This is a genomic window from Sporosarcina sp. CAU 1771, from assembly GCF_054482775.1.
Genome location: NZ_JBTLRN010000018.1, coordinates 1 through 25,442, shown reverse-complemented (window position 1 = coordinate 25,442; position 25,442 = coordinate 1). Strand labels below are relative to the sequence as shown.

General features: G+C 38.3%; 27 protein-coding genes and 1 other RNA gene. 23 read left to right on the top strand and 5 right to left on the bottom strand.

The annotated features are described in order from the left end of the window. The first annotated feature begins 171 nt into the window (after positions 1 to 171). From ACXYMX_RS11945 to ACXYMX_RS11930, 4 genes are all read left to right on the top strand, one after another. Positions 172 to 966, top strand: a complete 795-nt coding sequence (locus ACXYMX_RS11945; protein WP_459044465.1) for a gluconate 2-dehydrogenase subunit 3 family protein — start codon at positions 172 to 174, stop codon at positions 964 to 966. Positions 967 to 992: 26 nt separating this feature from the next. Then, positions 993 to 2,747 (top strand): GMC family oxidoreductase, encoded by a 1,755-nt coding sequence (locus ACXYMX_RS11940; RefSeq protein ID WP_459044464.1) that lies wholly within the window; start codon positions 993 to 995, stop codon positions 2,745 to 2,747. 164 nt (positions 2,748 to 2,911) lie between these two features. After that, positions 2,912 to 3,934, top strand: a complete 1,023-nt coding sequence (locus tag ACXYMX_RS11935; RefSeq protein WP_459044463.1) for an Rpn family recombination-promoting nuclease/putative transposase — start codon at positions 2,912 to 2,914, stop codon at positions 3,932 to 3,934. A 57-nt stretch (positions 3,935 to 3,991) separates the two neighbouring features. Next, positions 3,992 to 4,237, top strand: coding sequence for a hypothetical protein (locus tag ACXYMX_RS11930; RefSeq protein ID WP_459044462.1), 246 nt, complete (start codon positions 3,992 to 3,994; stop codon positions 4,235 to 4,237). A 205-nt stretch (positions 4,238 to 4,442) separates the two neighbouring features. Here the strand turns inward: ACXYMX_RS11930 and ACXYMX_RS11925 are convergent, their stop codons facing one another. Then, positions 4,443 to 5,135, bottom strand: a complete 693-nt coding sequence (locus ACXYMX_RS11925) for an SDR family oxidoreductase (RefSeq protein WP_459044461.1) — start codon at positions 5,133 to 5,135, stop codon at positions 4,443 to 4,445. A gap of 248 nt (positions 5,136 to 5,383) precedes the next feature. Between ACXYMX_RS11925 and ACXYMX_RS11920 the strand changes: the two genes are divergently transcribed. The 3 genes from ACXYMX_RS11920 to ACXYMX_RS11910 all read left to right on the top strand — a co-directional run bounded on the left by ACXYMX_RS11920 (position 5,384) and on the right by ACXYMX_RS11910 (position 8,060). Further along, positions 5,384 to 7,141 carry a PDDEXK-like family protein gene (locus tag ACXYMX_RS11920; protein WP_459044460.1) on the top strand — a complete coding sequence of 586 codons (1,758 nt, stop codon included), beginning with the start codon at positions 5,384 to 5,386 and terminating at the stop codon, positions 7,139 to 7,141. Positions 7,142 to 7,195: 54 nt separating this feature from the next. After that, a complete protein-coding gene (locus tag ACXYMX_RS11915; protein ID WP_459044459.1) occupies positions 7,196 to 7,444 on the top strand; it encodes a DUF7669 domain-containing protein in 249 nt (82 codons plus the stop codon). A 160-nt stretch (positions 7,445 to 7,604) separates the two neighbouring features. Beyond that, positions 7,605 to 8,060, top strand: coding sequence for an SRPBCC family protein (locus ACXYMX_RS11910; RefSeq protein WP_459044458.1), 456 nt, complete (start codon positions 7,605 to 7,607; stop codon positions 8,058 to 8,060). A 70-nt stretch (positions 8,061 to 8,130) separates the two neighbouring features. Here the strand turns inward: ACXYMX_RS11910 and ACXYMX_RS11905 are convergent, their stop codons facing one another. Beyond that, positions 8,131 to 9,522, bottom strand: a complete 1,392-nt coding sequence (locus ACXYMX_RS11905) for an MDR family MFS transporter (protein ID WP_459044457.1) — start codon at positions 9,520 to 9,522, stop codon at positions 8,131 to 8,133. A gap of 717 nt (positions 9,523 to 10,239) precedes the next feature. Here ACXYMX_RS11905 and glmS point away from each other — a divergent pair. From glmS to ssrS, 6 genes are all read left to right on the top strand, one after another. Continuing rightward, entirely contained in the window at positions 10,240 to 12,042 is a 1,803-nt protein-coding gene (glmS, locus tag ACXYMX_RS11900) for a glutamine--fructose-6-phosphate transaminase (isomerizing) (RefSeq protein WP_459044456.1), read from the top strand. A gap of 851 nt (positions 12,043 to 12,893) precedes the next feature. Then, entirely contained in the window at positions 12,894 to 13,769 is an 876-nt protein-coding gene (ehuB, locus tag ACXYMX_RS11895) for an ectoine/hydroxyectoine ABC transporter substrate-binding protein EhuB (protein WP_459044455.1), read from the top strand. Positions 13,770 to 13,843: 74 nt separating this feature from the next. Next, on the top strand, positions 13,844 to 14,506 hold the full coding sequence (locus tag ACXYMX_RS11890; protein WP_459044454.1) for an amino acid ABC transporter permease: 663 nt from the start codon (positions 13,844 to 13,846) through the stop codon (positions 14,504 to 14,506). Then, positions 14,503 to 15,192: an ectoine/hydroxyectoine ABC transporter permease subunit EhuD gene (gene ehuD / locus ACXYMX_RS11885; RefSeq protein WP_459044453.1), complete on the top strand. Its 690-nt coding sequence runs from the start codon at positions 14,503 to 14,505 to the stop codon at positions 15,190 to 15,192. Before ACXYMX_RS11890 ends, ehuD begins: the two co-directional genes overlap by 4 nt. Before the next feature lie 14 nt (positions 15,193 to 15,206). After that, entirely contained in the window at positions 15,207 to 15,986 is a 780-nt protein-coding gene (gene ehuA / locus ACXYMX_RS11880) for an ectoine/hydroxyectoine ABC transporter ATP-binding protein EhuA (protein ID WP_459044452.1), read from the top strand. A gap of 65 nt (positions 15,987 to 16,051) precedes the next feature. Continuing rightward, a non-coding RNA gene (ssrS, locus tag ACXYMX_RS11875) (6S RNA) lies at positions 16,052 to 16,248 on the top strand. 804 nt (positions 16,249 to 17,052) lie between these two features. Here ssrS and ACXYMX_RS11870 read toward each other — a convergent pair. Together ACXYMX_RS11870 and ACXYMX_RS11865 are read right to left on the bottom strand one after the other, a co-directional pair. Further along, positions 17,053 to 17,766, bottom strand: coding sequence for a GntR family transcriptional regulator (locus ACXYMX_RS11870; RefSeq protein ID WP_459044451.1), 714 nt, complete (start codon positions 17,764 to 17,766; stop codon positions 17,053 to 17,055). Positions 17,767 to 17,781: 15 nt separating this feature from the next. Beyond that, positions 17,782 to 18,396 carry a sterol desaturase family protein gene (locus tag ACXYMX_RS11865; protein WP_459044450.1) on the bottom strand — a complete coding sequence of 205 codons (615 nt, stop codon included), beginning with the start codon at positions 18,394 to 18,396 and terminating at the stop codon, positions 17,782 to 17,784. A 189-nt stretch (positions 18,397 to 18,585) separates the two neighbouring features. Between ACXYMX_RS11865 and ACXYMX_RS11860 the strand changes: the two genes are divergently transcribed. From ACXYMX_RS11860 to ACXYMX_RS11830, 7 genes are all read left to right on the top strand, one after another. After that, on the top strand, positions 18,586 to 19,338 hold the full coding sequence (locus tag ACXYMX_RS11860) for a hypothetical protein (protein ID WP_459044449.1): 753 nt from the start codon (positions 18,586 to 18,588) through the stop codon (positions 19,336 to 19,338). Positions 19,339 to 19,506: 168 nt separating this feature from the next. Continuing rightward, positions 19,507 to 19,929 (top strand): PH domain-containing protein, encoded by a 423-nt coding sequence (locus ACXYMX_RS11855; RefSeq protein WP_459044448.1) that lies wholly within the window; start codon positions 19,507 to 19,509, stop codon positions 19,927 to 19,929. A gap of 116 nt (positions 19,930 to 20,045) precedes the next feature. Then, positions 20,046 to 20,246, top strand: coding sequence for a hypothetical protein (locus ACXYMX_RS11850; RefSeq protein WP_459044447.1), 201 nt, complete (start codon positions 20,046 to 20,048; stop codon positions 20,244 to 20,246). Positions 20,247 to 20,319: 73 nt separating this feature from the next. Then, positions 20,320 to 20,871 (top strand): hypothetical protein, encoded by a 552-nt coding sequence (locus ACXYMX_RS11845; protein WP_459044446.1) that lies wholly within the window; start codon positions 20,320 to 20,322, stop codon positions 20,869 to 20,871. A gap of 174 nt (positions 20,872 to 21,045) precedes the next feature. After that, positions 21,046 to 21,633, top strand: a complete 588-nt coding sequence (locus ACXYMX_RS11840; RefSeq protein WP_459044445.1) for a hypothetical protein — start codon at positions 21,046 to 21,048, stop codon at positions 21,631 to 21,633. Between the two features lie 95 nt (positions 21,634 to 21,728). Next, on the top strand, positions 21,729 to 22,154 hold the full coding sequence (locus tag ACXYMX_RS11835; protein WP_459044444.1) for a hypothetical protein: 426 nt from the start codon (positions 21,729 to 21,731) through the stop codon (positions 22,152 to 22,154). Positions 22,155 to 22,285: 131 nt separating this feature from the next. After that, a complete protein-coding gene (locus ACXYMX_RS11830) occupies positions 22,286 to 22,465 on the top strand; it encodes a DUF6440 family protein (protein WP_459044443.1) in 180 nt (59 codons plus the stop codon). Between the two features lie 230 nt (positions 22,466 to 22,695). On the opposite strand, the gene ACXYMX_RS11825 is transcribed toward ACXYMX_RS11830, so the two are convergent. After that, positions 22,696 to 22,869, bottom strand: coding sequence for a hypothetical protein (locus tag ACXYMX_RS11825; RefSeq protein WP_459044442.1), 174 nt, complete (start codon positions 22,867 to 22,869; stop codon positions 22,696 to 22,698). A 1,011-nt stretch (positions 22,870 to 23,880) separates the two neighbouring features. Between ACXYMX_RS11825 and ACXYMX_RS11820 the strand changes: the two genes are divergently transcribed. The 3 genes from ACXYMX_RS11820 (at position 23,881) to ACXYMX_RS11810 (ending at position 25,215) form a co-directional block, all read left to right on the top strand. After that, the gene (locus ACXYMX_RS11820) at positions 23,881 to 24,330 is read left to right on the top strand and encodes an SMI1/KNR4 family protein (RefSeq protein WP_459044441.1); all 450 of its coding nucleotides are present in this window, start codon (positions 23,881 to 23,883) and stop codon (positions 24,328 to 24,330) included. A 74-nt stretch (positions 24,331 to 24,404) separates the two neighbouring features. Beyond that, positions 24,405 to 24,692, top strand: coding sequence for a hypothetical protein (locus ACXYMX_RS11815; protein ID WP_459044440.1), 288 nt, complete (start codon positions 24,405 to 24,407; stop codon positions 24,690 to 24,692). Positions 24,693 to 24,804: 112 nt separating this feature from the next. After that, positions 24,805 to 25,215 (top strand): GNAT family N-acetyltransferase, encoded by a 411-nt coding sequence (locus ACXYMX_RS11810; RefSeq protein ID WP_459044439.1) that lies wholly within the window; start codon positions 24,805 to 24,807, stop codon positions 25,213 to 25,215. The last annotated feature ends 227 nt before the right edge of the window (positions 25,216 to 25,442 follow it).

Below are 25,442 nucleotides of genomic sequence, written 5' to 3'. Positions count from 1 at the left end.
ACACGATTCAGAATTGTGTTGAAGTAGTGTCTTGCACAGGCACCTTTTTTTGCCGTACTGTATAAAACTCTGATTCTGGTCTAATAATAAAGGGGATGGGTTTTAATGGCCCTTAAAAATTACAGGTAGAGATGCGAATGGAAATTAATGAACTAGAGGAGGATACATGAGATGGAAAAGTCTCCAGATGATGACTTGCAAATGAAAGATCATAAAACGTATGATCCGGGACGGCGAAAATTTTTGAAGAGTACAGGATTGCTAGCAGGTGGCGTTGTAGGGGGTTCATTACTTGGTGGATTACTAACCAATAATTTCATGACGAAAAATGAAGCAGATACAGGTGTAGAAAATGCATCGCACCCTCAAGAGGCATTGCAGTTTTTTACACGATATGAAGACTTTGCCGTACTATCCGCAGCGACCGAACAAATCTTTCCGAAAGATGAGCTTGGTCCGGGTGCAATCGAATTGGGCGCACCTTATTACATTGACAAGCAATTAGCCGGTCAATGGGGAGTGAACGCCAGAGACTACCGATCCGGCCCATTTTCCCCGAAGCGTAAAGTAACTGAAAGACCGACAGAAGTTCGTGGCGAACAATCAATTTTGGATCGAGGAAGTATCTTTCTCGTTGGGCTAAGAAAAATGAATGATGAAAGTATGAAGCGATTTAATGTGAGTTTCGACAAAGCCGATGACACACAACAAATTGAGATTCTTCAAGAGTTGGAAAATGGGGACTTAAAACTGAATGGTATATTGTCTCAGGAATTTTTCTTTTTACTTCATAGATCTACATTAGAAGGTGTTTACTCGGATCCACTTTATGGTGGGAATAAAAATATGGATGGCTGGAGAATGAAAGAATTTCCAGGTGCGCAAGCCTCTTATATGGGAGTCATTGATAGTGAAGAGTTTGTGAAAATGGAACCGGTTAGTTTAACAAATTATCAGGGACATTAACCCTATGTCTATTAGGAGGAAATGGTATGGTAATAAAACTCGATAAGGTTGACGTCGTCGTGGTCGGATCAGGGTGGACAGGTGGAATTATTGCTGCAGAACTTACGAAAGCTGGCCACAAAGTCGTCGTCCTCGAACGTGGTGTAGATAAAAAGCAAGAAGATTTTATTGGCACAAAAGACGAACTCCGTTACTCGCAACGATATGATTTAATGCAAAACCTTCATAAAGAAACAATCACATCCAGAAGTGAACTAACTGAAACCGCACTACCGGTTCGAAATAATGTGAACGCACGATTGGGTGAAAATACAGGTGGGGCCGGCGTTCACTGGAATGGATGGAGCTTTCGTTGGTTGCCATACGATTTTGAAATCTACAGCAAAACAGTCGAGCGCTATGGTAAGGAGAAGATCCCAAGCCATTCAACAATGCAGGATTGGGGGGTAACCTATGATGAGATGGAGCCCTATTTTGATAAATTCGAAAAAACGGCTGGCATATCAGGAGAAGAAAATCCACTCGGGCCTCCGCGAACCGATCCGTATCCCAATCCACCACTAAAAGCTACGCCAGCGATCAATTTATTTAAAAAGGTAACTACCGAATTAGGCTATCATCCTTATCAGATGCCCTCTGCTAATGTTTCGCAAGCGTATGAAAACCCTGACGGAGAACAGTTAAATGGATGCGTGTACTGTGCGTTTTGTGAGGAATATGGGTGCGATTTCGGGGCGAAAGCAGACCCGATTGTGACAGTGCTTGCAACTGCGAAGAAAACCGGCAATATGGAACTGCGCAACAATGCAAATGTGACGCGTGTGAGTCACGACGGAAAACGGGCGAATGGCGTCATTTATGTCGATACAACTACTGGACAAGAATACGAACAACCTGCAAATATAGTTGTTCTTGCTGGATTTGTCTTTACGAATACGAAGTTGCTCTTGCTCTCTAAAATCGGAGTTCCGTACAATCCAGAAACAGGCAAAGGGATCATCGGTAAAAACTTCACGGGCCATTTCTCAAATCTATCTACTTATATAGGCGCACGTGGATATTTTGAAAACAAGAAGTTTAATCTCTTTATGGGAACAGGTGCGATGGGTGTAACCATTGATGATTTTTCTGGGGATCATGAAGATCATACAAATATGGATTTCTTGCACGGTTTCGAAATCCACTATAGTCAGTTAGGGGCAAGACCCATCTCCAATAACTACGTTCCAAGAGGAACACCTACATGGGGGAAGGAATTCAAGAAAAACTCCTTGCATTATACAAATCGGAACATGTTTATCACATCACAAACTGGGTTTCTACCGAATAAATACAGCTATTTGGATTTAGATCCAACGTATAAGGATGCACTCGGCAATCCACTCTTGCGCGTGACGGTTAAATATATGAAAGAGGATATTGAACGATCTAAATATGGGGTCTCGAGATGTGCAGAAATCATGAATAGCATGGGTGCAGATATCGTTGATGTTGACGTTGTTCCGGATGATTTACAATTTGATCATAAGTTTTATACGGATCACTTTATAGGTGGTGTGATTATGGGTCCCACACCAGAAAACTCTGCAGTCAACACGTATTCGCAAATGTGGGATATGGATAATTTATTCGTCGTGGGGGGTTCTTCATTTCCACATACGAGCAGTTACAATCCAACCGGAACAATTGGTGCATTTGCCTATCGTGCTGCTGAAGGAATGATAACCTACTTAAAAAATGGCGGTCTGATAACTCAAGTGGAACAAGCAGAAAATGCATAAGAATATTGAATGGATGCTTGTGCACGAAACAACATTGACACGATTCTGAATTGCGTTGAAGTTGTGTCTTGCACAGGCATCTTTTTGTTATTGAATCATACGTTCGGTTTATGTTATAATTAATTAAATAATCTGAAACTAACTATTGGAGGTGTTGTGTCAAAATGGTCGTTGCATTAGTGAGAGAAGAAAATGAGCAATATGAATCATTTGAAGTCGATCAAGATGGGCTTTGGAAAAAAGTGATTGGTGAGCTGTTTGAAGATTTCCTACTATTTTTCGCTCCAAATTTGCATGCACTCGTTGATTTTACTGTCGCTCCAGATTTTTTAGATAAGGAATTATTTCAAGAAGTCACCGATCAGAAAAAGGGCAGGAGATTTACTGATCAGTTAGCTAAAGTTCGTTTGAAAAGTGGAGAAGAGAAATGGATCCTTGTCCATATTGAAGTGCAAAGTACAAATGAAACAGAATTCCCTGAACGAATGTTTCAATACTTTTATCGTATCTATGACAGATATCAAGAAAAAATTAGTGCGATTGCCGTTCATACTTCTCCGATGAAAAGCGATGGACTTGACCATTTTGAGTATGATTATTTTGGCACAAGACTTCATTATACGTATACTAATTATAGGACGGAAGATTTTGTAGATGAAGAACTTGAGCTGTCAGATAAACTCTTCAGCAAAATCGTTTTAGCTGCTAAAGTAATGCATCAAACAAAAAATAAAGAGCATCAACGATATCTATTTAAAAAGAGACTTATGCGGATAATTGTTAGAAATAAAGATTATTCTCGCACTTCTGTCCAAGCCGTATTTCATTTCATAGATTATTTATTAAAATTGTCGGATGAGTATACAAAGCAATTATCGGCGGAAATCCGACCGATGATAAGAGAGGAGACCGAACTGATGGAACTTTACAATAAAGAAAATGCACCTCCAACGATAATGAATGCTTTTGATTTGGAATTTGAAAAAGGAATAGAGCAAGGAATAGAACAAGGAATAGAACAAGGAATAGAGAAGGGAAAGCATGAGGGGCAGATGGAAGGAAAGCTTCTAGAACGTCATGCGATTGCGCAAAAGCTAATCATTGAAAAGCTCCCATTGGAACTGGTTTCTACTGCGACTGGGTTGACGTTAGATGAAGTAATAGCCATTCAGAAGAAGCTGAATTGATAGAACACCCTATTGTCCAAAGAAATCCGACCGATGATAAGAGAGGAGACCGAACTGATGGAACTTTACAATAAAGAAAATGCACCTCCAACGATAATGAATGCTTTTGATTTGGAATTTGAGAAAGGAATAGAACAAGGAATAGAGAAGGGAAAGCAAGAGGGTCAGATGGAAGGAAAGCTTATAGAACGCCATGCAATTGCGCAAAAACTAATCATTGAAAAGCTCCCATTGGAACTGGTATCCACTGCGACTGGGTTGACACTAGATGAAGTAAAAGCCATTCAGAAGAAGCTGAATTGATAGATCATCCTATGTGCAGCTGCTATAGTGCTTAAGTTCCCTATATCCTGACCAATAAATAAAACAAGTTATATTAAAATAAGATGACGATCTCTTTGGGTAAAGAGGTTGTCATCTTATTTTTTTTGAATTCAACTACCTGTATAATCGCGAGTTGAAACGCTATTCTGAATTGTGTTGAAGTTGTGTGTTGCACAGGCACCGTTTAGTGATTTTTAATAACAACTTGCTCGACATTCATATTCTTTCTGAGCGATGCATTGTGGTAGATGATGTCTGCGATATCTTCAGGGTCCATGAGTCCAGAAGTGATCGATTCATCTAAAATTCCGTCCCAGAATTCTGTGTTCATGCCGCCCATATACGCGCCGAATACGTGAATGTCTGTGTCTTTTAGCTCAACGAGTAGACTTTCGTGGAATCCACGTGTACCAAATTTACTTGCACAGTAAACTGCCTCTGTCTTTTTCCCCTCTAATCCAGCTGTAGAAACGATGTTTAAAATACTGCCGCTATTGCTTTCTTTCATGTCAGCAAGTACTTCTTGTGTACAGAAAATCGTTCCTTTTAAGTTGATGTCGATCATTTGATGGACCGCATCTTCAGTAATGTTTTCAGCTAAATCAAAAACTCCAACGCCCGCATTGTTGACGAGGACATTTACGGAACCAAGATTTTCTTTAATTGTAGAGAAAACACTTGAGACCTCTTTTTTAGATGAAACATCTACTGAGAAAATCGAATAACTTTCGTTCGGTAACATTTTCGCAGTACGCTCCAATTTATCTTCTGTTCTTCCGAGTAAACAAACATGATAGCCATCGTTCGCATATTTTTTCGCAAGGGATGCGCCTAAGCCACTTCCAGCTCCTGTAATTACAGCAATTTTATTAACCAAAATCAATCAACCCTTTCTGCTCTCTGTAGTGATAGATTGCTTATTCTATTATAGGCTATTGTTGGGTTGAATCAATTAAAACATTCATTAGAAGGCCTTAATTCAGGGGGAGTACATATCAGAATCGATTTTCAGAATTGTAGAATACAGAATAACCAAATGTGGTAAAATTATACTATGCGTTTAAACATAATAGTATTTGCTTTACATAATACTTTCCGATCACTAGAAAAAGAGGTGGCATGTACGTGTCAAACAAACAACAGATCCTTTCACTTATTGAAGATACGCAAGAATTTACGCTTTTGGATAATCATTTTAACCGATTTAATCCATTAAAGGTGTTGAATGTGGATAACTATGAAATCCGGCATTCCAATGTGCTTGCTTGGTTGTTAAATCCAAAAGGGAATCATGGTTTAGGTTCTTATTTGGCAAATAAAATCCTTGCGAAGACATTTGTAAATCCAGTGAATTTGGAAGAAGATAAGCTTGGAAATTACGATATATTAAAGCTTAGCCGCAATAATTACCAAGATTTGATTGTTCACAAAGAGCATTTAACACGTTCCGGTAGAAGAATTGATCTTTTGGCAGTATCGCACATACATAAGGTAGTGATTCTTATCGAAAATAAGTATTTTTCTACGGAATCCGCCGGTCAATTAGAAGATTACATCGAGCATGTCCGTTCGGAGTACGAAGGATTTAAAGTTCTTCCAATCTATTTAACGTTATTGGATGAAGCCCCGTCACATGAGGATTATTTGATGCTTGGTTACTCAGATATATTAGAAGTTTTAGAGAATTTGATTGAAGCGAATGAGCAAGCGATGAATTCAGAAGTCCATAAGTTCCTTTTTTATTATACGGAAAATCTAAAGGATCAGCTTCTGCGAAATACGGAGCTGAACGAGATTGGACTAGCGTTGTATCAAAACCATAAAATAGCGATTGATGAGTTAGTTTTTGCTAGTACGAGTGATGCGGATCCAATCGTGAAGGACATATACAATGATTTTAAAGGGACAATCGATTTCATCAAACAAGTAGGCGATAGTATTTTGGAAGAAGCGTTTACTCGATTTGCGAAGCAGTTAAGATGGCCAGAACGTCTATATAAACCACATTTCAGGTTACCAAACTTTATTACACAAAAATGGTTTGATCATTTTGAGGCAACAGATATGCGTGAAAACTGGTTTATGAATAAAGGGCTCATCGTATGGTTTGAAGTTGTAAATACGAAATTATCTATAAAACTTGAGATTGGTCCGTTAAAACAGGAGAAGCGTGTGAAGTTGCTTCAGGCAATAAAAAACCGTGGGATTGATATACGAGACCTTGCATTTGATGAAGGTAGAAAATATACGAGGATTTACATGGATACCGATACACCATCTAAATGGGAAAGTGTCGATTCGATCGTGAAGTCTATGAACACCTTATACAGTAAGGAGGCGTTTCAAACCTTACTACAGATTATCGATGAAGCTATTGAAGATAAGGGTGAAGTTGAAGTTGCCCAACCCAAAATAGTCAATCGTCCGAATGAGCAGGCTTTCAATCGATTTACGACGTCTAAAATGATGGATCCGAACCTATTTTATAGTCATAAGACGTTACCGAATTTTGTACTCCCAGAATGGACAACGTTACCAAAATCCTTTGAAGTCACCGAGAATTACTGGCTAGGTCACCCGTTTATCGCATGGTTTTCGAAAAGAAACTCAACGATTCGACTCATTGTAGAAGTAGGTCCAATTGCACACAATGAACGCGTATTATTGTTGAAACAGCTAGAGGCGAAGGGAGTTCCAGTGCGAGCTTTAGCGTATGAAGAAGGGCGTAAGTTTACCCGAATTTATTCGCGGGCGGTACCGATAGGAAACAGTGAAGACTTTATTGAAATTGAACAAGCAATGAATGAGCTGTATGCGTGTAGAGAATTTCAAGAAGTGAGAGAGCAGATTAGCCAGGCGATCAATGAGTTAATCGAAGCCTAGTATTTTATAGCGTGTTGATTTGAATGCCATCAAAGCTTGAAGGGGTGAGAATATATGAAAAGAAATCAATCCTGTAGAGATGAAATTTTAGTTGCCGTTCATTCAATCCTTAAAGAAAAAGCTGTGAATGAATTCACCGTGAAAGAAATTGTTGATGAGATGATGAAAAAGAACACGACCTATAAGGAATCTACCATTCAAACTCATATTTCATCTAAGTGTTGCATGAATAGCCCGAAACATCACGGTACGGTTTACAATGATTTTGAAAGAATTCGTAGAGGCGTTTACAGGATTCTTTAATTAATTGGATGAATGATTGTACCTAATCATCAAAGAGAATGAACATTTTAGAGTCCTTTATAAGGAGGGAAGTAAATTGATACCCTATAGTGATTAGCCCTCCTAATTAAAGCACAGGCTAAAGTTGAATTGAACATCCACATCGTTGAAAGGAATACTAATGCCTACAATCCAACATGAAATCTTCATAGCAGCCCCAATTGAACTGTGTTTTGATCTTGCGAGAACAGTTGAAGTGCATGCGGGTAGACAGTTGTTGACGGTACAAAAAGCAATTAGCGGCGTCACAGCGGGAATAATGGAAAATGGAGACTTTGTCACTTGGGAAACAAGTCATTTCGGCATTAAACAAAACTTAACATCGAAAATCATTGAGATGGAAAAACCATTTACTTTTACGGATAGGATGCTAGAAGGGGCCTTTCACTCATTCACCCATACGCATGAATTCATTGAAAACGATGGAGGCACTATGATGAAGGATACTTTTTCATATACATCTCCTTTTGGGGTTTTCGGTCAATTTGCAGATCGACTGTTTTTGGAGAACTATATGGGAAGTTTTATCTCTGAACAAGCAAAGAATGTAAAGTGGTACGCTGAAATTACGCTTTGATTTGCCTGTGCACGACACAACTTCAAAACGATTCAGAATTGTTTTGAATTGTGTCTTACACAGGCACCGTTTAATTTTTCGGTTTCGAATCCCTAATTGTAAAAGATAATAAAAGTCCGAAGGCTGCAATGTATCCTGCCACATGAAAGGCGACGTTGACTCCGTGGATGGCGCTTGCAACCGAGTCGTCACCTTTCGCTGCGGTAACTGTGATGGCGACGAGAACAGCGGTCCCAATTGCACCAGAAATCTGACGGAACGTGTTGTTCATGGCGGTTCCGTGGGCAATCAGGTGATTTGGCAACTGATTCAATCCGAGCGTTGTAGATGGCATCATGACCATGGCAATGCCAAGCATCCGAACTGCATTCAAGACAGTTAAATACGTAAAACTTGTTTCTTCCGATAGGGTTGCAAACATGAAAGTTGTCACTGTTAGAATGACAAATCCAGTGCGCAATAGCCATTTTGCCCCGTATTTATCGAACAGAGTTCCTGTCACTGGGTTCATGATACCCATCGCGATGGCACCTGGCAAGAGCATTAGGCCGGAATGAAAGGCGTTGTATCCAAGAAGGTTCTGCATGAAGATTGGCAAAATCACAGTAGTTGCAATCATGGAGGCAAATACGATCATGCCAAGTCCAGTGGCTAACGTGAACACAACATTTTTAAACACACGGAATTCAAGGATTGGTTCATCCAAATTCAATTGTCGCTGAATGAATAAAAAGAGTGAAATAGCTCCTACGATAAGCGATACCCCAACGTTCAAATGAAGCCATCCCGTGTTACCAGCAATACTGAAGCCGTAAAGGAGTCCGCCAAAACCTAGCGTGGAGAGAACAATGGATAGGTAATCCATCTTTGGATTGGTTAGTTCCGACACGTTTTTCAGCAAAAAGAAGGCCGCAATGATAATGATGAGGGCAATCGGTAAGACAACGTAAAAAATGCTTTTCCATGCGAAGTGATCCACAAGATACCCCGATAGGCTAGGACCAATTGCGGGTGCAAATGCAATGACGAGACCAAACATTCCCATCGCTTTCCCTCGTTGTTCAATGGGAAAGAGTAGAAACAAGATTGTTTGTAAGAGTGGCATCATAATCCCCGCACCTGCACCTTGAAAAACCCTTCCAAGCAATAAAACAGCAAAATTAGGCGAAACAGCAGCAACGAATGTACCAAATGCGAATATACTCATCGCCGTAATGAATAACTTGCGTGTTGTAAATTTCCCGATTAAAAATGCTGTGATTGGAATCATGATTCCGTTGACAAGCATGAAAATCGACTGCAGCCACTGAACCGTACTTTCTGAAACATGGAGATCCTTCATAATTGGTGGCAGGGCCGTTGCAAGAAGGGTTTGATTTAAAATAGTAATAAATGCCCCGGATAATAAAACAGCCATCAGTGGAATATTCTTTTTCAGTTCAAACGTTTGCGTGTTATCCATTTGCTTAATCGCCTCTTTATAGTTACTTGGTCCATGAATAAATCGGAATGCATAAAATAAAGAATAGATGCCTTATTAAATAGTGTTGTGGTTTACGCATCACAAAACGAAGCAATCGAATGAAATGGCTTATCTGTATCATGCACTAGAACACCAGAATTGATACGCCAACATATGGAACGCCAGGCTATGGGTGCATTCGAAATCCTTAAATTCAAATAGGGAGGTAAGAGCATCTATTCCCTATTTATTTAAATTAAAACCACGTAGGAGGTCTTTTCAAATGGCTCATTTCTATAATTAATTCCAAGTTAGAAAACATGTACAATCCATTGTTTTGAATTTAAGAAAAAGGGGAATTGTTTTAGGTGTGGATAATCTGAATCAAGCAATTATCTACCGAAGCAAATTCCAGTAAGATGAGGGGGGAGCGCGATTTGACACTAAAAATGAATAGGGATACATGGGGAACATAGAAGCTATACAAACTAAAGCGCCTGAACTAATGATGTTAATTAGTTGACGAGGTGGAGGTTTATCGATCCATTCGGCGGATGCCTCCCGGCTGTAGCACACAGTCGAAATTTCTTTCTTAAAACACTAGAGGCGACTCGGTAGACAAAGGGAAGAAAAATATGTGCACAAAAAATTCTGAGGTAAGTTAGTAGAATTTCGATTAAATGCTACTTGCCTCCTTACTTCAAGGAGGAACTGCCGATGTGCGGAATTACAGGTTATATTGGAACAAAAGACGCAAAGGAAATTTTACTTGCGGGTTTAGAAAAGCTTGAATATAGAGGCTACGACTCAGCAGGAATCGCAGTTGGAAGTGATGAGGGTGTCCATGTTTATAAAGAAAAAGGACGCGTTTCAAACTTACGTGATGCGATGGAGGACACAATTGTTACCCAAATAGGCATCGGACATACGCGCTGGGCGACGCACGGGAAACCGACACGTGAAAATGCGCATCCTCATCAAAGTGCATCGAAACGTTTCACGTTGGTTCATAATGGGGTCATTGAAAACTACATGCAGTTAAAGAGCGACTATTTACAAGATGTTCCTTTCGAAAGTGATACGGATACAGAAGTCATTGTTCAATTGATTGAACAATTTTCAAAGGATGGTTTGCCGACAGAAGAAGCCTTTCTTAAAACGCTCAATGTCCTCATCGGATCGTACGCGATTGCTTTGCTTGATAATGAAGATACTGACGTTATTTACGTTGCGAAAAACAAAAGTCCAATACTAATTGGTGTTGGAAATGATTTTAACGTAGTCGCAAGTGACGCGATGGCAATGATTCATGTAACGGATTCGTATATTGAGTTAAAAGATAAGGAAATCGTTGTTGTGAAAAAAGATTCGGTCGTCATTAAAAACCTTCAAGGCGAAATACAGAATCGTGAACCGTATCTCGCAGAAATGAACACGGGTGATATCGATAAAGGAACGTATTCGCATTATATGTTGAAAGAAATCGATGAACAACCACTGATGGTTCGAAAAATTATTCAAGCCTATCAAAATGACAACGATGAGCTGACGATAGATGAAGACATTCTAGCTGCGATGAATGAGGCAGATCGAATTTATCTCATTGCATGCGGAACAAGTTATCATGCTGGATTGGTTGGCAAGCATTTCATTGAAAGCTTGGCGAAGATTCCAGTGGAAGTCCATGTGGCCAGTGAATTTAGTTACAATATGCCGATTCTATCTAAAAACCCATTGTTCCTATTCATTTCCCAAAGTGGGGAAACAGCAGATAGCCGCACAGCACTCGTCCGCATTAAAGAAATGGGTTATCAAGCGATTACGATTACGAACGTTCCTGGCTCAACACTTTCAAGAGAAGCAGATTATACGATGCATTTGCATGCGGGTCCGGAGTTGTCTGTCGCTTCGACGAAAGCATACACAGCCCAACTCACCGTTTTAGCGATTCTTGCGGATGTAACAGCAAAATTGAAAGGCAACATCTACGAACTCAATCTTGTGAAAGAGTTAAGTCTCATCGCAAATGAAATGGAAGTCTTGTGCAACTCGAAAGGTGAATTTGAACAAATTGCGAATGAGTATCTTTCCGTCACGCGCAATTGTTTCTTCATAGGTCGGGCCCTAGATTATTATGTTAGTTTAGAGGCGGCTTTGAAATTAAAAGAGATATCTTACATTCAGGCAGAAGGGTTCGCAGGCGGAGAACTAAAGCACGGAACGATTGCACTCATCGAAGAGGGGACGCCTGTCATCGCGCTTGCAACTCAAGAAGCAGTCAACTGGGGAATTCGTGGAAACGTTAAAGAAGTTTCTGCCCGTGGTGCGCATACATGCATCATTTCGATGAAGGGGCTTGAAGCAGAGGACGACAATTTTGTTCTGCCGAAAACACATGAAATCCTAACACCGCTTATCTCAGTCATCCCATTCCAACTGCTCGCCTATTACGCAGCCTTGCACCGTGATTTGGATATCGACAAACCGAGAAATTTAGCGAAAAGTGTAACTGTGGAATAAGAAACGTCTAGTCCGACGAGTTGCCTTTTCTTTTGATGAAATCATTATTTAGTTATAACCTTTAAATCGGAAAGGGATATTTTATTATTCAAATTAATAAGCCACACTTGTTTTATTGTAAACAATGAGGACGAAATGAATAGTTTCTGCGGCACCTACTTTGAGGAGTAGGTGTTTTTATTTTTATTAAGAAACGTTTGGTGAAGGCGGTTTCACAGTGTCACATACAAATGCATTCTACAAACTTGAAATTACGTTATCGTTATTCTAACAAAGAATTTTATACAAGAAAGAATAGGTCATATATGATCGATCGCTTGTATTAGATGATTAGTACTATATCTGTAAAAATGTAATGTGTAGGTGGAGAAATTTAAAGAAAGCCATTCTTAATTTAAGTTGATTCACTACAAAAAAACTGTGTTTCACGAATTAGACACAGTGAAAAACTGTTTTATTGATGTTTATTAACTGGAAAATAAAACGGGAAAGCCACTGTTTTTATATTTAGAGGCGAATTTTTTCGTATCACATTATTGATACAAACCAATATTTAAAGTATTTATATGATGTTTATATGATTTATTATCTCGGCGCAATTTAATTCAACTTATAAAAATAAAAGAAGTTTAAAACCTGAATTTCCAGTAATTCTCGAAAAAAATAAAATAAATTTTTTTTATTTTTGAAATTGCTCTGAGCGCCTTCGTGACGTAGGTTAAAAGCACCTTGACTTTTTGTGAAACGTATGAATTTATGGCAAAACGATTTGAAGTTTAAATTTAGCTATGTTAGGTTTTTAACCATACACAAATTGCTTGTGTGGAAATTAAGAGGGGGATAAACACAACATGAAGAAAGCTTCAATGGGTCTGATGCTAGTTGCAGTGTTGCTAATCGTAGCGGCTTGCGGCAATGATAAAGCATCTGAAGAGACGAGTATTTTAGAAGAACTGAGAGAAAAAGGGACAGTAACTGTCGGTTTTGCAAATGAGAAACCGTATGCATATGAAGAAGATGGTGAATTAAAAGGCGCTGCTGTTGAAATCGCCAAAAAAGTATTAGGGAATTTAGGGATTGATGAAGTTAAAGGTCAACTGTCTGATTTCGGTAACCTAATTCCAGGGTTAAATGCTGGGAAATTTGATTTGGTAACAGCTGGTATGGCAATTACGCCAAATCGTTGTGAAAACGTTGCATTTGGTGAGCCTGAGATCAAGTATGGCGAAGGGCTAATCGTAACAACTGGCAATCCTGAAAATCTAATGAGTTACAAAGATATTGCGGACAATCCAGAAATTAAAGTTGCTGTAATGAGTGGGGCTACGGAAATCGATTTCCTACAACGTGAAGGCGTCGATGATAGCCAAATTGTTAGAGTCCCAGATATTCCTGCATCGTTCTCTGCTGTAGAATCTGGTAGAGCACATGCAACAACAGGAACTGAAATGACGATTAAAATGGCGTTAGAATCTGCAAATGCTGACAAAATTGAATTTGTAGAAGGCTTCGTACAGCCAGAAATTGAAGGCGTGCCAAGCTATGGTGCTGCAGCGTTTCGTACAGATAGTGAAGAGCTAAGAAATGCGTATAACGAAGAACTAACTAAATTAAAAGAAGAAGGTAAAATTGCTGAGCTGATCGAACCATCTGGTTTTAGCGCAGAAATGAATTTAGTAGATACCGATTTGACAACTGCAAGTGTTTGTAGCGGTGAAAATTACTAATTGCATTTGAGAGGTCAATCCTTTTTAGGCTTGACCTTTTCTTACTTTGACTAAGCAAAGATGGGGTTGTATGTATGGGCAGTACACTAGAAATATCACTTGTTTTACTTAAAGGGATTAAAGTTACACTAATTGTTTTAATCTTTTCAATTATATTTTCTACGATAATCGCATTTGTTGCGGGACTTTCAAGATCTTCTAGCAATCTACTTCTAACTAAATTCACAGGATTTTACGTAGAAATATTTCGAGGAACTTCATTAATCGTTCAATTATTTTGGTTTTCATACGCGTTGCCGGGGTTGTTTAACATCCATTTAGGAAGTGATATTTGGGCAGGTGTTCTCGCGATTTCATTAAACTATGGTGCTTACATGTCTGAAATTGTGCGCAGTTCAATCGCAGCAGTTGCTCCAGGACAAACCGAAGCGTCAATCGCATTGAATATGTCGAAGTTACAAAGGATGCGTGTTGTAATTTTACCTCAAGCAGTCCGGATGATGCTTCCGGAGTATGGAAATTACTTAATTCAGATTTTAAAGGCGACTTCTTTAGTTTCGCTTATCGGCCTTACGGACATTTTATATTACGGCGATATTTATCGAAGCACACATCTGGCAGAAGCACCGCTCGTTTATTTAGTCGTCCTTGTCTTTTACTTCATCTTGGCACTCCCGTTAATCTCATTTACGCGTAAAATGGAAAAAGTGTCTAAGAAAGGTGTTGCTGTAGGATGACTTGGAGTTGGGAAGTATTTATTGATGTCATTCCTATTATCTTTAAAGGGATGTGGATTACACTTGGCATGACAATTGCCTGCTATCTGTTTGCAGTCGTCTTCGGATTTTCTTGGTTACTAATGGATAAAATTCCTTCAAAGGCGTTTAGATGGATCGCTAAGTGGACTGCAGAGTTTATCAGGTCGACACCACCGCTCGTGCAATTGTTTTTCATATATTATGCATGGCCTATGGTTCCAGTTGTAGGGGTTGCACTCGACCCATTTACAGCTACGATTATAGGACTAGGCGTTCATTTCAGCACGTACCTTTCTGAAGTGTATCGTTCGGGTATCGAATCTGTTGATAAAGGACAATGGGAAGCGGCAACCGCACTCAATTTATCGACAAGAAGTAAATGGTTAAAAATAATTTTGCCTCAAGCGATTCCTCCTACAATTCCGATGCTAGGAAACTATTTAATTATTATGTTCAAAGAGGTACCATTAGCGTCGACAATTGGTGTCGTTGGAATGTTGCATTTGGCGAATGATTACGGAGCGCAATACTACAAATATGTAGAACCGTTGACCGTTGTCGCGATCTTCTTCTTAATTTTAAGTTATCCATCTGCTTTATTAATTAAGAAACTAGAAGTGAAATTTAATAGACGTTTTGAAAAAAAATATGTGACCGAATCATAAGGAGCAGAGTTGATATGGGAGAACCAATTGCAAAGTACCGAAATGTACAAAAATCCTTTGGCGAGGTTGAAGTATTAAAGGGGATTGATTTGGATATTGGTGCTGCAGAAAAAATAGCGCTAATTGGACCAAGTGGATCGGGTAAAACGACAATTATTCGGTTGCTCATGACGTTGGAAAATCCAACGGCGGGAACAATTGAAGTAAATGGCAAGAATTTATGGCATATGGAAACTGAAAAAGGACTCGTTCCAGCAAATGAAAAGTATTTGCAAGACGTTCGTGGAGATATCGGTATGGTATTTCAGCACTTTAATTTGTTTCCTCATATGACCATTTTGCAAAATTGTATGACCGCGCCGATTAACGTGAAGAAAGAAAGTAAAGAGTCGGCAAAAAAGCGTTCATTAGAAATGTTAGAAAAAGTAGGTCTTGGGGATAAAGTGGATCATTACCCGAATCAGTTATCGGGCGGGCAAAAGCAACGTGTTGCAATGGCAAGAGCATTAGTAATGCGTCCGAAAATTATGCTATTCGATGAAGTAACTTCTGCACTGGATCCGGAACTCGTCGGTGAAGTGCTTGAAGTCATTCGCGATTTAGCAAAAGAAGGCGAAATGGCAATGATTTTAGTCACGCATGAAATGGATTTTGCGCTTGATATTGCAGACCGCGTCCTATTTCTGAATGAAGGTGTAATCGAGGCAGATGGTACGCCATCTGAAATTATTGAGAATCCGGAAAGTGACCGTTTGAAGGACTTCTTAAGTCGATTTAGATCGAATAATGGCTAAAGGTTATCTTCGATTAGTAATAAATTTCCATTGATATCATTCAACCTATCCTGTATAGTACTATATACAAGCTGCATTGTTCGTATATCTATTAAGTTTTAACCTTTAAGCTGTAAAAGGGAGTTTTATCATCGGAACCGAAATGGCATGCCTTGTTCTTCTTAGGAACAATGAGGACAGACAGGAAGGTTTCTGCGAACACCCACTTTGAGGAGTGGTGGTTTAAAACTTTCTAAAAACGTACGGCAAATGCGGCTTCTACATATTGATTAGCCTGAAAGCATCCTCCTAATGGGGATGCTTTTTTTCGTGACCAATAAATCTGCGTACATCTCAAATTTGCGCGTACAACCCAATCAATTGCGCGGAGGTTACTCCTGATTGCGCGGACATTCAAAGGAATTGCGCGTACATCTCAAATTTGCGCGGACAACCCAATCAATTGCGCGGAGATAACTCGATATTGGGCTGACATTCAAAGGAATAGCGCGTACATCTCAAATTTGCGCGTACATTGCAATCAATTGCCCGGAGATAACTCGATATTGCGCTGACATTCCAGGGAATTGCGCGTACAACTCAAATTTGCGCTGACATTCCATGGTATTGCGCGTACATCTCAAATTTGCGCGGACAAACCAATCAATTGCCCGGAGATAACTCGATATTGCGCTGACAATCCAAGGAATTGCGCGTACATCTCAAATTTGCGCGGACAACCCAATCAATTGCCCGGAGATAACTCAAGGTTGCGCGGACATTCCAAGGTATTGCGCGTACACCTCAAATTTGCGCGGACAACCCAATCAATTGCCCGGAGATAACTCGATATTGGGCTGACATTCAAAGGAATAGCGCGTACATCTCAAATTTGCGCGTACATTGCAATCAATTGCCCGGACATTATTCCTCATTGCGCTGACATTCCAAAGAATAGCGCGTACATCCCAAATTCGCCCACACATCCCGAAGCAATCACCAGTCCCACAAACTAACGCAAACAAAAAAATCCACTTAAAGACAACTTAAATTGTCCTAAGTGGATTTTTCACATCTTCCGATTAAATTACATCTCACCCAAACTAAATTTCACACCTATTTTCACATCAGGGGATAGTTGGCTTTCCCATAAGACATAACTCTTCTCCATCATTGAGCGTACGAGTTCCTCTGCCTGTAAATAATCGCCTTTTAACGCAACAACCATCAATTTCTTGTAGTAACTTAATGAAGCTTCGCGTCGAAAAGTCGAGTCGAAATAATTCATTGCCATTTTGACATAAGCGGGCTCGAAGCTATTGAGCACCAACGAAAAAATTGGATTGACTGATAATTGAGCGAGCTCTTTTTGGATCTTCCAGTCGAATAACGCAAAAGCTTCCTTCGTATCGGCCAATTCATCCATCCCGGAAAGGATTCCAACCACTTTAGGATGATTCAACTGGATTGCTTTTTTAATATATTGGGGTGTCAATGCGATGCGCATTTCTAAAAAATAAAGTACAAATGCATCAGGAACTTCATCAAAATAATGGATAATATCAACAATCGTCGTAATATTTCCTCCGTGCCAATACTCGTTTACTAGTGCGGGTTGGCCTTTTCTTAACGTCAGCCACCCCCCGTGACTTAAACGTTGCAAAACTTCTCGAATCGCAGGACGCCCGAGCTGAAATGTCGCCGCCAATTCTCTTTCGGTTTGAATCGGACTCCCAGCTGGATAGTCACCTTGAAGGATCGCTTTAATCATCTCTTTTTCAACAGTCGCAGTTCGATTCATTACACAATCTCCTTTTTAAGCACGTTCTTCTAAATTCCTAGCAGTTTCACTTTTATCGACCGATTTCTGATCTTTATACGTACCAAACGTTTTATCAATCGATGTATGGGTGACACCAAACCAATAGTTTTCATTTTTAAAGTGATGCCATAAATGGGCTTTCTTAATCTTTTTCCCCATTTTCGTACGAGGTTGTATCGGTTTATGCGCAATGTAATGCTTCCATTCATAATACAAGAAATAAAGGATTAATCCAGCAACAAATGAAATCGTAAGCGCCGTCGAACCTGTGATTAAATAAAAGATGAATGCTGCGATTAACCCATTTGGAACACTGAACCAAAGAGGTAGAAATAACAACTTCAAATTATCAGGATCTGAATGATGGTCGAAGTGTAGACGTTTAATCGTTTTCAGTAAGAAGGGATTGGTTGGCGTCTTCATGTGAAATAAAAATCTGTGAACCATATACTCACTAAGCGCATAAGCAACCATTCCAATAATAAAAGCAATCCACGTGCCAATGTGAAGCGTGTTTAGTGCCGTGTAGATCATAAGTGGAATAAATAGCACGAGCATAATTGCGATATCTGGATATGTAACGAACTCTTTAACATACTTCTTATTCATTCGTATTCCCCCTAAGTTTGTACTTCGAAAAATCGTAAACGAACAACTAAATTGGTATGACCGAAAGATTTATTGGTCTTACCAGAAGTGTATCGGAATCAGAATAGATAGTCAAATCAAAAATGTGGTAAAATTATACTTTAAGATTACATATTTTTCTAAAATTAAAATATAGGTTGGGGGAACACGATGAATCCTAGCGAACTTATTTACTTCACTGGAATCGGCGTTGCAGTAGTTGTCGCGAACGCAATTCTATGGTTTATTTTCAAAAAAAGAAAAAGGGTGGCAATTGCGGTAACAAGCATCCTTGTCCTGGCATTTATTGGATACAATCTCTATTTTCCTACGTTGAAAATGAATAAGCATTCTGAAGCATATGAAACAGTTCGTCACTTTCTTGATGAAAACTACCCAGATAAGGAATTCAAAATCGTACCGGAACATTATGAAGCCGGATATACGGTTGGTGATTTCGATGTCAACGATATAGAGTCGCCTACAATCGGCGTCACCTTGCGCGTCGAAAAAGACGAAGTAACAGAAATAGGATATTGGTCAAATCTTGACTATCCATCGCAGCATGAACTTTGGCGTGAAATCCAATCGTATTATGAAAGTCCTTATTCCTTAAATAAAGATCTCGCAGAAATTACGAAAATCGATGAATGGATAGAAGGTGAACTCACTGCCTTTGCGTTAACGATTGATCAAGCACTTGCCATAGCCATCTTTAATTACTCAAAAGCTGGTTATAGTTTATTAGAATTGCACAAAGGCGACCTTGAAGAATTTGTTTTTATCGAAGAAGAGGGCTATCTATTTATTTATGTTGATGAACTTTATTCGGAGGAAGAAATCATTATTCGAATGAAAAACGGGGAAGAGTATACATTAAATGTAGCTGGAAAAAAGGGCAGATTAATTGTAGAAAAACAGTAGGAAGGGCATATGTCTTGATTGTTTCACAGGTATTTTATAAATAAAGGATGAGGTATCAAGCGAGGCAATGCTATCGAATGAAACTAAAAAGGTATTCATACGTATACAAATCAGGGAGTAATTTCCAAGCGGGAAAATATAGTTATTGTATGTTGTTGAAGAAAGCAGGTGGTAACAATCTTTTTTGCATCAAAAAGGGATAGTTTTTACTTTATAGCTGTCTGGGGCACAATCCTGATTCTTTTAATAAGTATCCTTCTTACCTTTTCATTTACTTTTTTTAATCTTTTATGGGGATTACTTAGTTTACTAGCTATTGGATTCCTAATCTGGATATGGTTTGGCACAGGTTATCAAATTGAAAACGAGACCATTCAAATTAAAAACGGCTCTTTTAAATGGATAGTGAAAATACATGATATCAATCGCATTAGTAAAAGAAGAAGTTTATTGGCAACACCATCTTTATCAATGGATAGGTTGGTAGTGCATTATGGTACATATGGTGAAATGTTACTGTCACCTAAAGATGAAGCGGAATTTATTGATCTATTGTTGACTAAAAATCCTCAAATAGAGTTGAATGAATAATTTTTCGATAATAAAGCAAACCGCTGCTTTAATCGAACAGCATTGTGCAAGAATAGGGCCATTTTTTTCTACGAGAATATAAATAGAAAATTGTTAGTAGGAGGTAGTTTATTCAGATGGAATATCTAAAGAAAAGAGTGAAAAGATTTATATCTGTATTTATATTTCTTCTAATCGGATTTTTTATTGCTGGACTTATATTTGAAAAACCAGATTATAAAACTGCTAATTTCGCAATTTTATTCGGATTAATAATTGGGGAGCTAGTAGCATTTATGAATTGGCGAAAAAGAAAAAAAGAAGTGGTAAGATATTAAGCTATCGGGCGTTAAATGAATAAGGATCGTATTACAATCAGGCCAAATACTTTAAGAACAAAGGGGGAAAGTAATGAGAAAGTTATTTATTGGTATAGCAATAACATCAGTACTTTTAACTATATTTCTAATATATAATCACAAACAACTCCCGACTAAAGAGGGTGTATTTAAAATTACAGAAGGTTGGTCTTCAGCAACAGAGGAAGTCTATTTAGTGAGACAAATAGGTGGGGAATGGTTAACTATTTTTAGAAATACTCATTCAATTATGCTTGGTCGATTGGGGCAAAACTGGTTAGGATTTTGGGTGTTAAAAGATGACCTTGGAAAAGAAGGTACATTGGCTTCATCTGATTATCCCCCTTTGCAGGACGAATTTAATTGGACTCTGGCTTCGAGCGGGAGAGATATATCATACCACTTTGGTCAAATTAACAATCCTTCAATAAAAAGAATAGAAGTTGAAACAAAGAAAGAATTTTTGGAAGATGCTGTAATCATTAGTACTGAAGAATTTCGTTTTTTCTATGTAAGAACAGAAGGTGAGTCAGTGATGCCCGTAAATATTACGGGATTTTCTGAAACTGGAGAGTTAATTTATTCTACAATTAAAGAGGATTAATGAAACTAAGGAGATTTTCTGTTAACGGGGGCTTTACTTGAATATCGTTGAGCTGCTTAGACGGCTATTTTTTCTTATTCAACTAAAGGGCAGAAGTTAGTTGAATAAGAAAAGTGAAAGTATATAACGGGAACTAAATTGGTACTAACATTAGCGTGTGGAGGTGAAGAAAGAATGAAAGGAAAGGTCTTTTTTAAAAAACGCTATTTTTTTATCTTAATACTACTAATGATAATAATTTATTTCGGACCTTCCTTCTTGGGAGGATATTATTGGACAGAGCGTTCTGCAATTAGAGATACATTTCCGAATGAAGATGGGGTTGTAGTCTTTGAAAGGGATATTAAAAACAAAAAGGTTGTTGTTTGGGATACAGGTCAAAATAAATATATCAAACTTATAGAAAATAAATTTTGGTTTCTATACCGTCCTATCATATCGAGTGGGATAGATACTGAAACATTAGATAAAAAGATGAATATAACTTGGTCGGCAACTTATCAGGAAGGTGAAATCTACTATACACTCTTTGCGGCAGAAGTTCTTGATGATGACATTGTAAAAGTTATCATTAGTAATGAAACAAATTTAGAAGAAAAAGATTTGTCATTAAAAGAAGTAGAAGAACAATCAACAATATTTGCAGAAAAGGATGTTAAAAATGGTGTTGCGGCACATTATGCCTTAATTCCTAATTTTGAAGTTGGAAATTTTATTTTCCGTGGTGTTGATGCAGAAGGTAATGTTGTGTCTATTAGGTAGTTTCCTTCTTGAACTAACGGGCGCGATTGCAGTATAAACGATTGCGACCAGATCACGTAAACGGGCCATTTTGCGTAAAAAAACAGTAATTAAAATTGTTTGAAAGGATTGGAGGGTTAACCATTTTCCTTGTAGTTATTATCATTTTATTGCTTGTTATGTCCTTAGTGTTCAGTGGAAAAGCTCTGTATAATAAATGGGTGAAAGCATTGGTAACATTCTATTATCTTATTATTACTTTCGTATTCATCTATGGTTATCATCGTATTCACGAGAAATACAATATGTATGACGGACCTGTCATACCAGAGGGCTGGGACGTGAATAGGAATTGGGCATTCGGGTTTAGTTTTGCTTTTATCATTCCAATCGCGATTCTTTTTTTATACGCAATAATTCAAAAAATAAAGCCGGTGGAAAAAAAACGATGGACTTATTTTATAATAGCCATATTGCTTAGTGTAATAGTATTATTTATTTTATTTAGTATTTTTAATCTGGCATATGGTTTGAGTCCTTGAGATAGTTTACTAGCTATGGTTAATTTAACGGATGCATTTCTTGCATAGGATTTGTGCTTCAAACGGGCGTAGTTGTGGAAGATGATCTTTTCCTGATAAGGGCCAAATAATTGAATTAGGAGGATGAAATAATGACTGATAAACGTTTTGAAGTTATTGAAAAGCAAGGAAAGATTGAAGTCTTTCAAATTATTAGAGATAACGAGACAGGTGTTCTATATATGTCGTACGGTCTGGGAATGACTGTTATGGTTGATCCTGAAGGGAAACCTCTAGTAGATTTGGAATATCAGAAACCTAAAACTTGCTAGACTATCGGGCGCTATAACAGAACAAGTACTTTACTTTAACAGGGCCAGACATTCAATATATAAATGACGTAAAAAAAACACCCGTAGAGGGTGTCTTGATTGATTGATTACTGTCTACCACCTAAATTGAACACATCTTTTTCAACGCTGTTAAGTTTATGAGTAACAAATTTTAGATCCTGTTTTATCTCGTCAATGCTTGCATCTTTTTGTTCAGTACCCAGTTCAAACTAATTGCCGATGCCGTAAAGCATTTCTTTCATAAAATTGAACCCTGTATCAACCTTTGAATCCAACCCATCAATTCGTTCATTGACTGCTGAAAAACCGTTCTTCACTTCTGACTGCATTTCATTCATTTGTTCCATCATTTTACCCATCATTTCAATCAATTCTTTATTCATCCCGAATCACTCCTATTAAGTCTATTATATAGTTTACCTTAACGGAAAGAAGTCCTATCTAACGCTTTACGCTGAAACGAGCTATTTATCGCAACTTGAGAGTTTATTAGAGAAAACAAAATTCTAAAGTTGCCTTGTGCTAAAAAGGTAAAGTGCTCTAACCATACCATACAAGAGTCGATTGGATCGGTAAAAAGTTAAATGGCATGAATTTGAGGGCAATCGAATTTAGGGATACGAACTTCTCTTGTTCAAGAAATGGGTGCGATTGTGTCACAAGTATTTTATGCGGACACCTAGTTAATCGGAGTGGAAGCCGGCGACTCTGGGAGGATCAGCAAGACAGGTGAAACAACCAGCGAAAGCCGTCACGAAGAACGGCTTTTGCGAATAAAAGCGCAGCGTTATGAGCATAGCTCTTGCTAAAGCGAACGGGTTGGTCCACCGCTTGCCCTCCAGAACGCGTCCGGCTGCAACGCAGATTAACGAGTTTAACCCTATTCCAGATTTGGGCGCGATTGCAGTATAGACGATTTCGTCCAGATTACGTATATTGACCATTTTTTAAAATAATTGGAACTAATCTTCCTTTTAAACGTATTCAAGTAAAGGAATAGATTCGCTCGATTGAAATGAAGGAGGGGATAAAAATAGGTATCTTTAAAAATAAGTACTTTAAAGCTGTTTTATCGCTTTTCGTCATCGCTTTATTTGCAGTATCTTTTTTAACGCATAGCTCTAGTTATTTCAATACGAAAGAAATAAATTTATTGAGTACTAGTTGCTATGAAATTGGCGGAGAAGCCATATTAGAAATCCATAATAATTTCACGAGTGTTTATTCTTTTGAGTGTAAGCCGAAATAGATTTGATTGTAATTATTCATTGTATCGGAAGAACTAAGTTAAGTACCTTCATTTCTTAGTTAAATTATTGGGTGCTGATTGGAGTACAATCGATTGCGCTCAAATCACGTAAATTCGCCAACTAAACTTATAGAGGAGCAATACTATGCAACACTTATTTTCAAACGAAACAATGAACAAACCAGCCACAGACGAAGAAATCACATATGTCGAACAAACGCTTGGCAGAAAATTACCGGCCGATTTCATTCAATTATTGAAGAGTGCAAATGGAGGAGTTGTCAAAGATTCATTTCAAGCTTTTCCCGTTGAATTTGCAATTGAGAGCGGAGATCCATTCATTATGGTTGAAGAAATCATGGGGGCGAATGAGGAAGGATTGTTAGTAAGCGATTCTTTCATAGGAGAATGGGATCTTCCCGAAGAGCTTGTCTTATTTTCAGGAAGTGGCCACGCATGGGTAGGATTTAACTATGAAAATCGTGAAATTCCAAATGTAGCCTACGTTGAACCAGATGACGGTGACGGAAACAACTTTCATGTACTTGCTGACACTTTTGAAGAGTTCATCAGCAAACTGACAGTGGCTAAATAATTGTACTAAAATCGTTCCACTTGGTTGGGAAAGCATTAATTAAATCCCGGTGTTTACTAAAAGGAGGATGACCTATGTATCTACTTTTTTGGCCTTTTATACTTGCTTCAATTGTCTTATCATTTGTCGCTATAAGTATGAGGAAACCTTTGTTTCTCGTTTTTTCTTTCTTGCTATTCATCCCTTTTTCACTTTACTTAGCCGCTACACCACTGTTTAGTTGGTGGGGATTAATCTTTCCTTTCTTTTATCTTGGTTCAGCTTTTTCGCTAAGGAAAAATAGAGTTAGGTTATCGATATTATTGATCGTGCCAGTTCTACTACTAGTTGGATGGTTTGGAGTTGTTGTACTAATTCAGTGAAACCTCACTTTTGATTATATATTACATAACTAACTTTTTAAGGAGGTATAAGACAGTGGATAAACTATGGATGAACTCTTCAAATTAAACCTATTTTGAGGAGGAAAAATGAATGAACATAAACTTTGATACGAATAAAAAGATAAGTAAGGAACAGTTAGAGAAATTATATAACGACGTAGGTTGGTACGCTTATACAGATAATGTAGAAGAACTTCAAAAGGCACTCGAACATTCTTTAGAAGTTATATCCGTTTGGAACACCGAAGAGTTAGTTGGATTAATTCGTGTAGTTGGTGATGGATTAACGATTATCTATATTCAAGATATACTTGTGTTGAAATCTCATCAAAATCAAGGAATTGCTACTCAATTGATCCAACAGGTTTTGAATAAATATAAGAGTGTTCGGCAAAAGATTTTAATGACAGAGGAAGCTCCTGATGTGCGACACTTTTACGAAAAAAACGGCTTTCAATCTTGCGATAAGGGACACTTAGTAGCGTTTGCAAAGATGAACTGATTTGTGATACATCGGAAGTTTTTCTACTTGAAACCTTTCGATGTACTTCATTTACCAACCTTTAAAGCAAATTTAGAAATTTAATAAAGGAGCATTCCTGTTAGAAGTTTTTTAGGGGCTTGAACAAAAAAAGCCCTCTTGGTATGATGCGGGGTGTCAGTTTCTCGACGAAGAAATGACCCCTAATTTAGATACCAGGAGGACTCACTTATGAATTTTAAACAAAA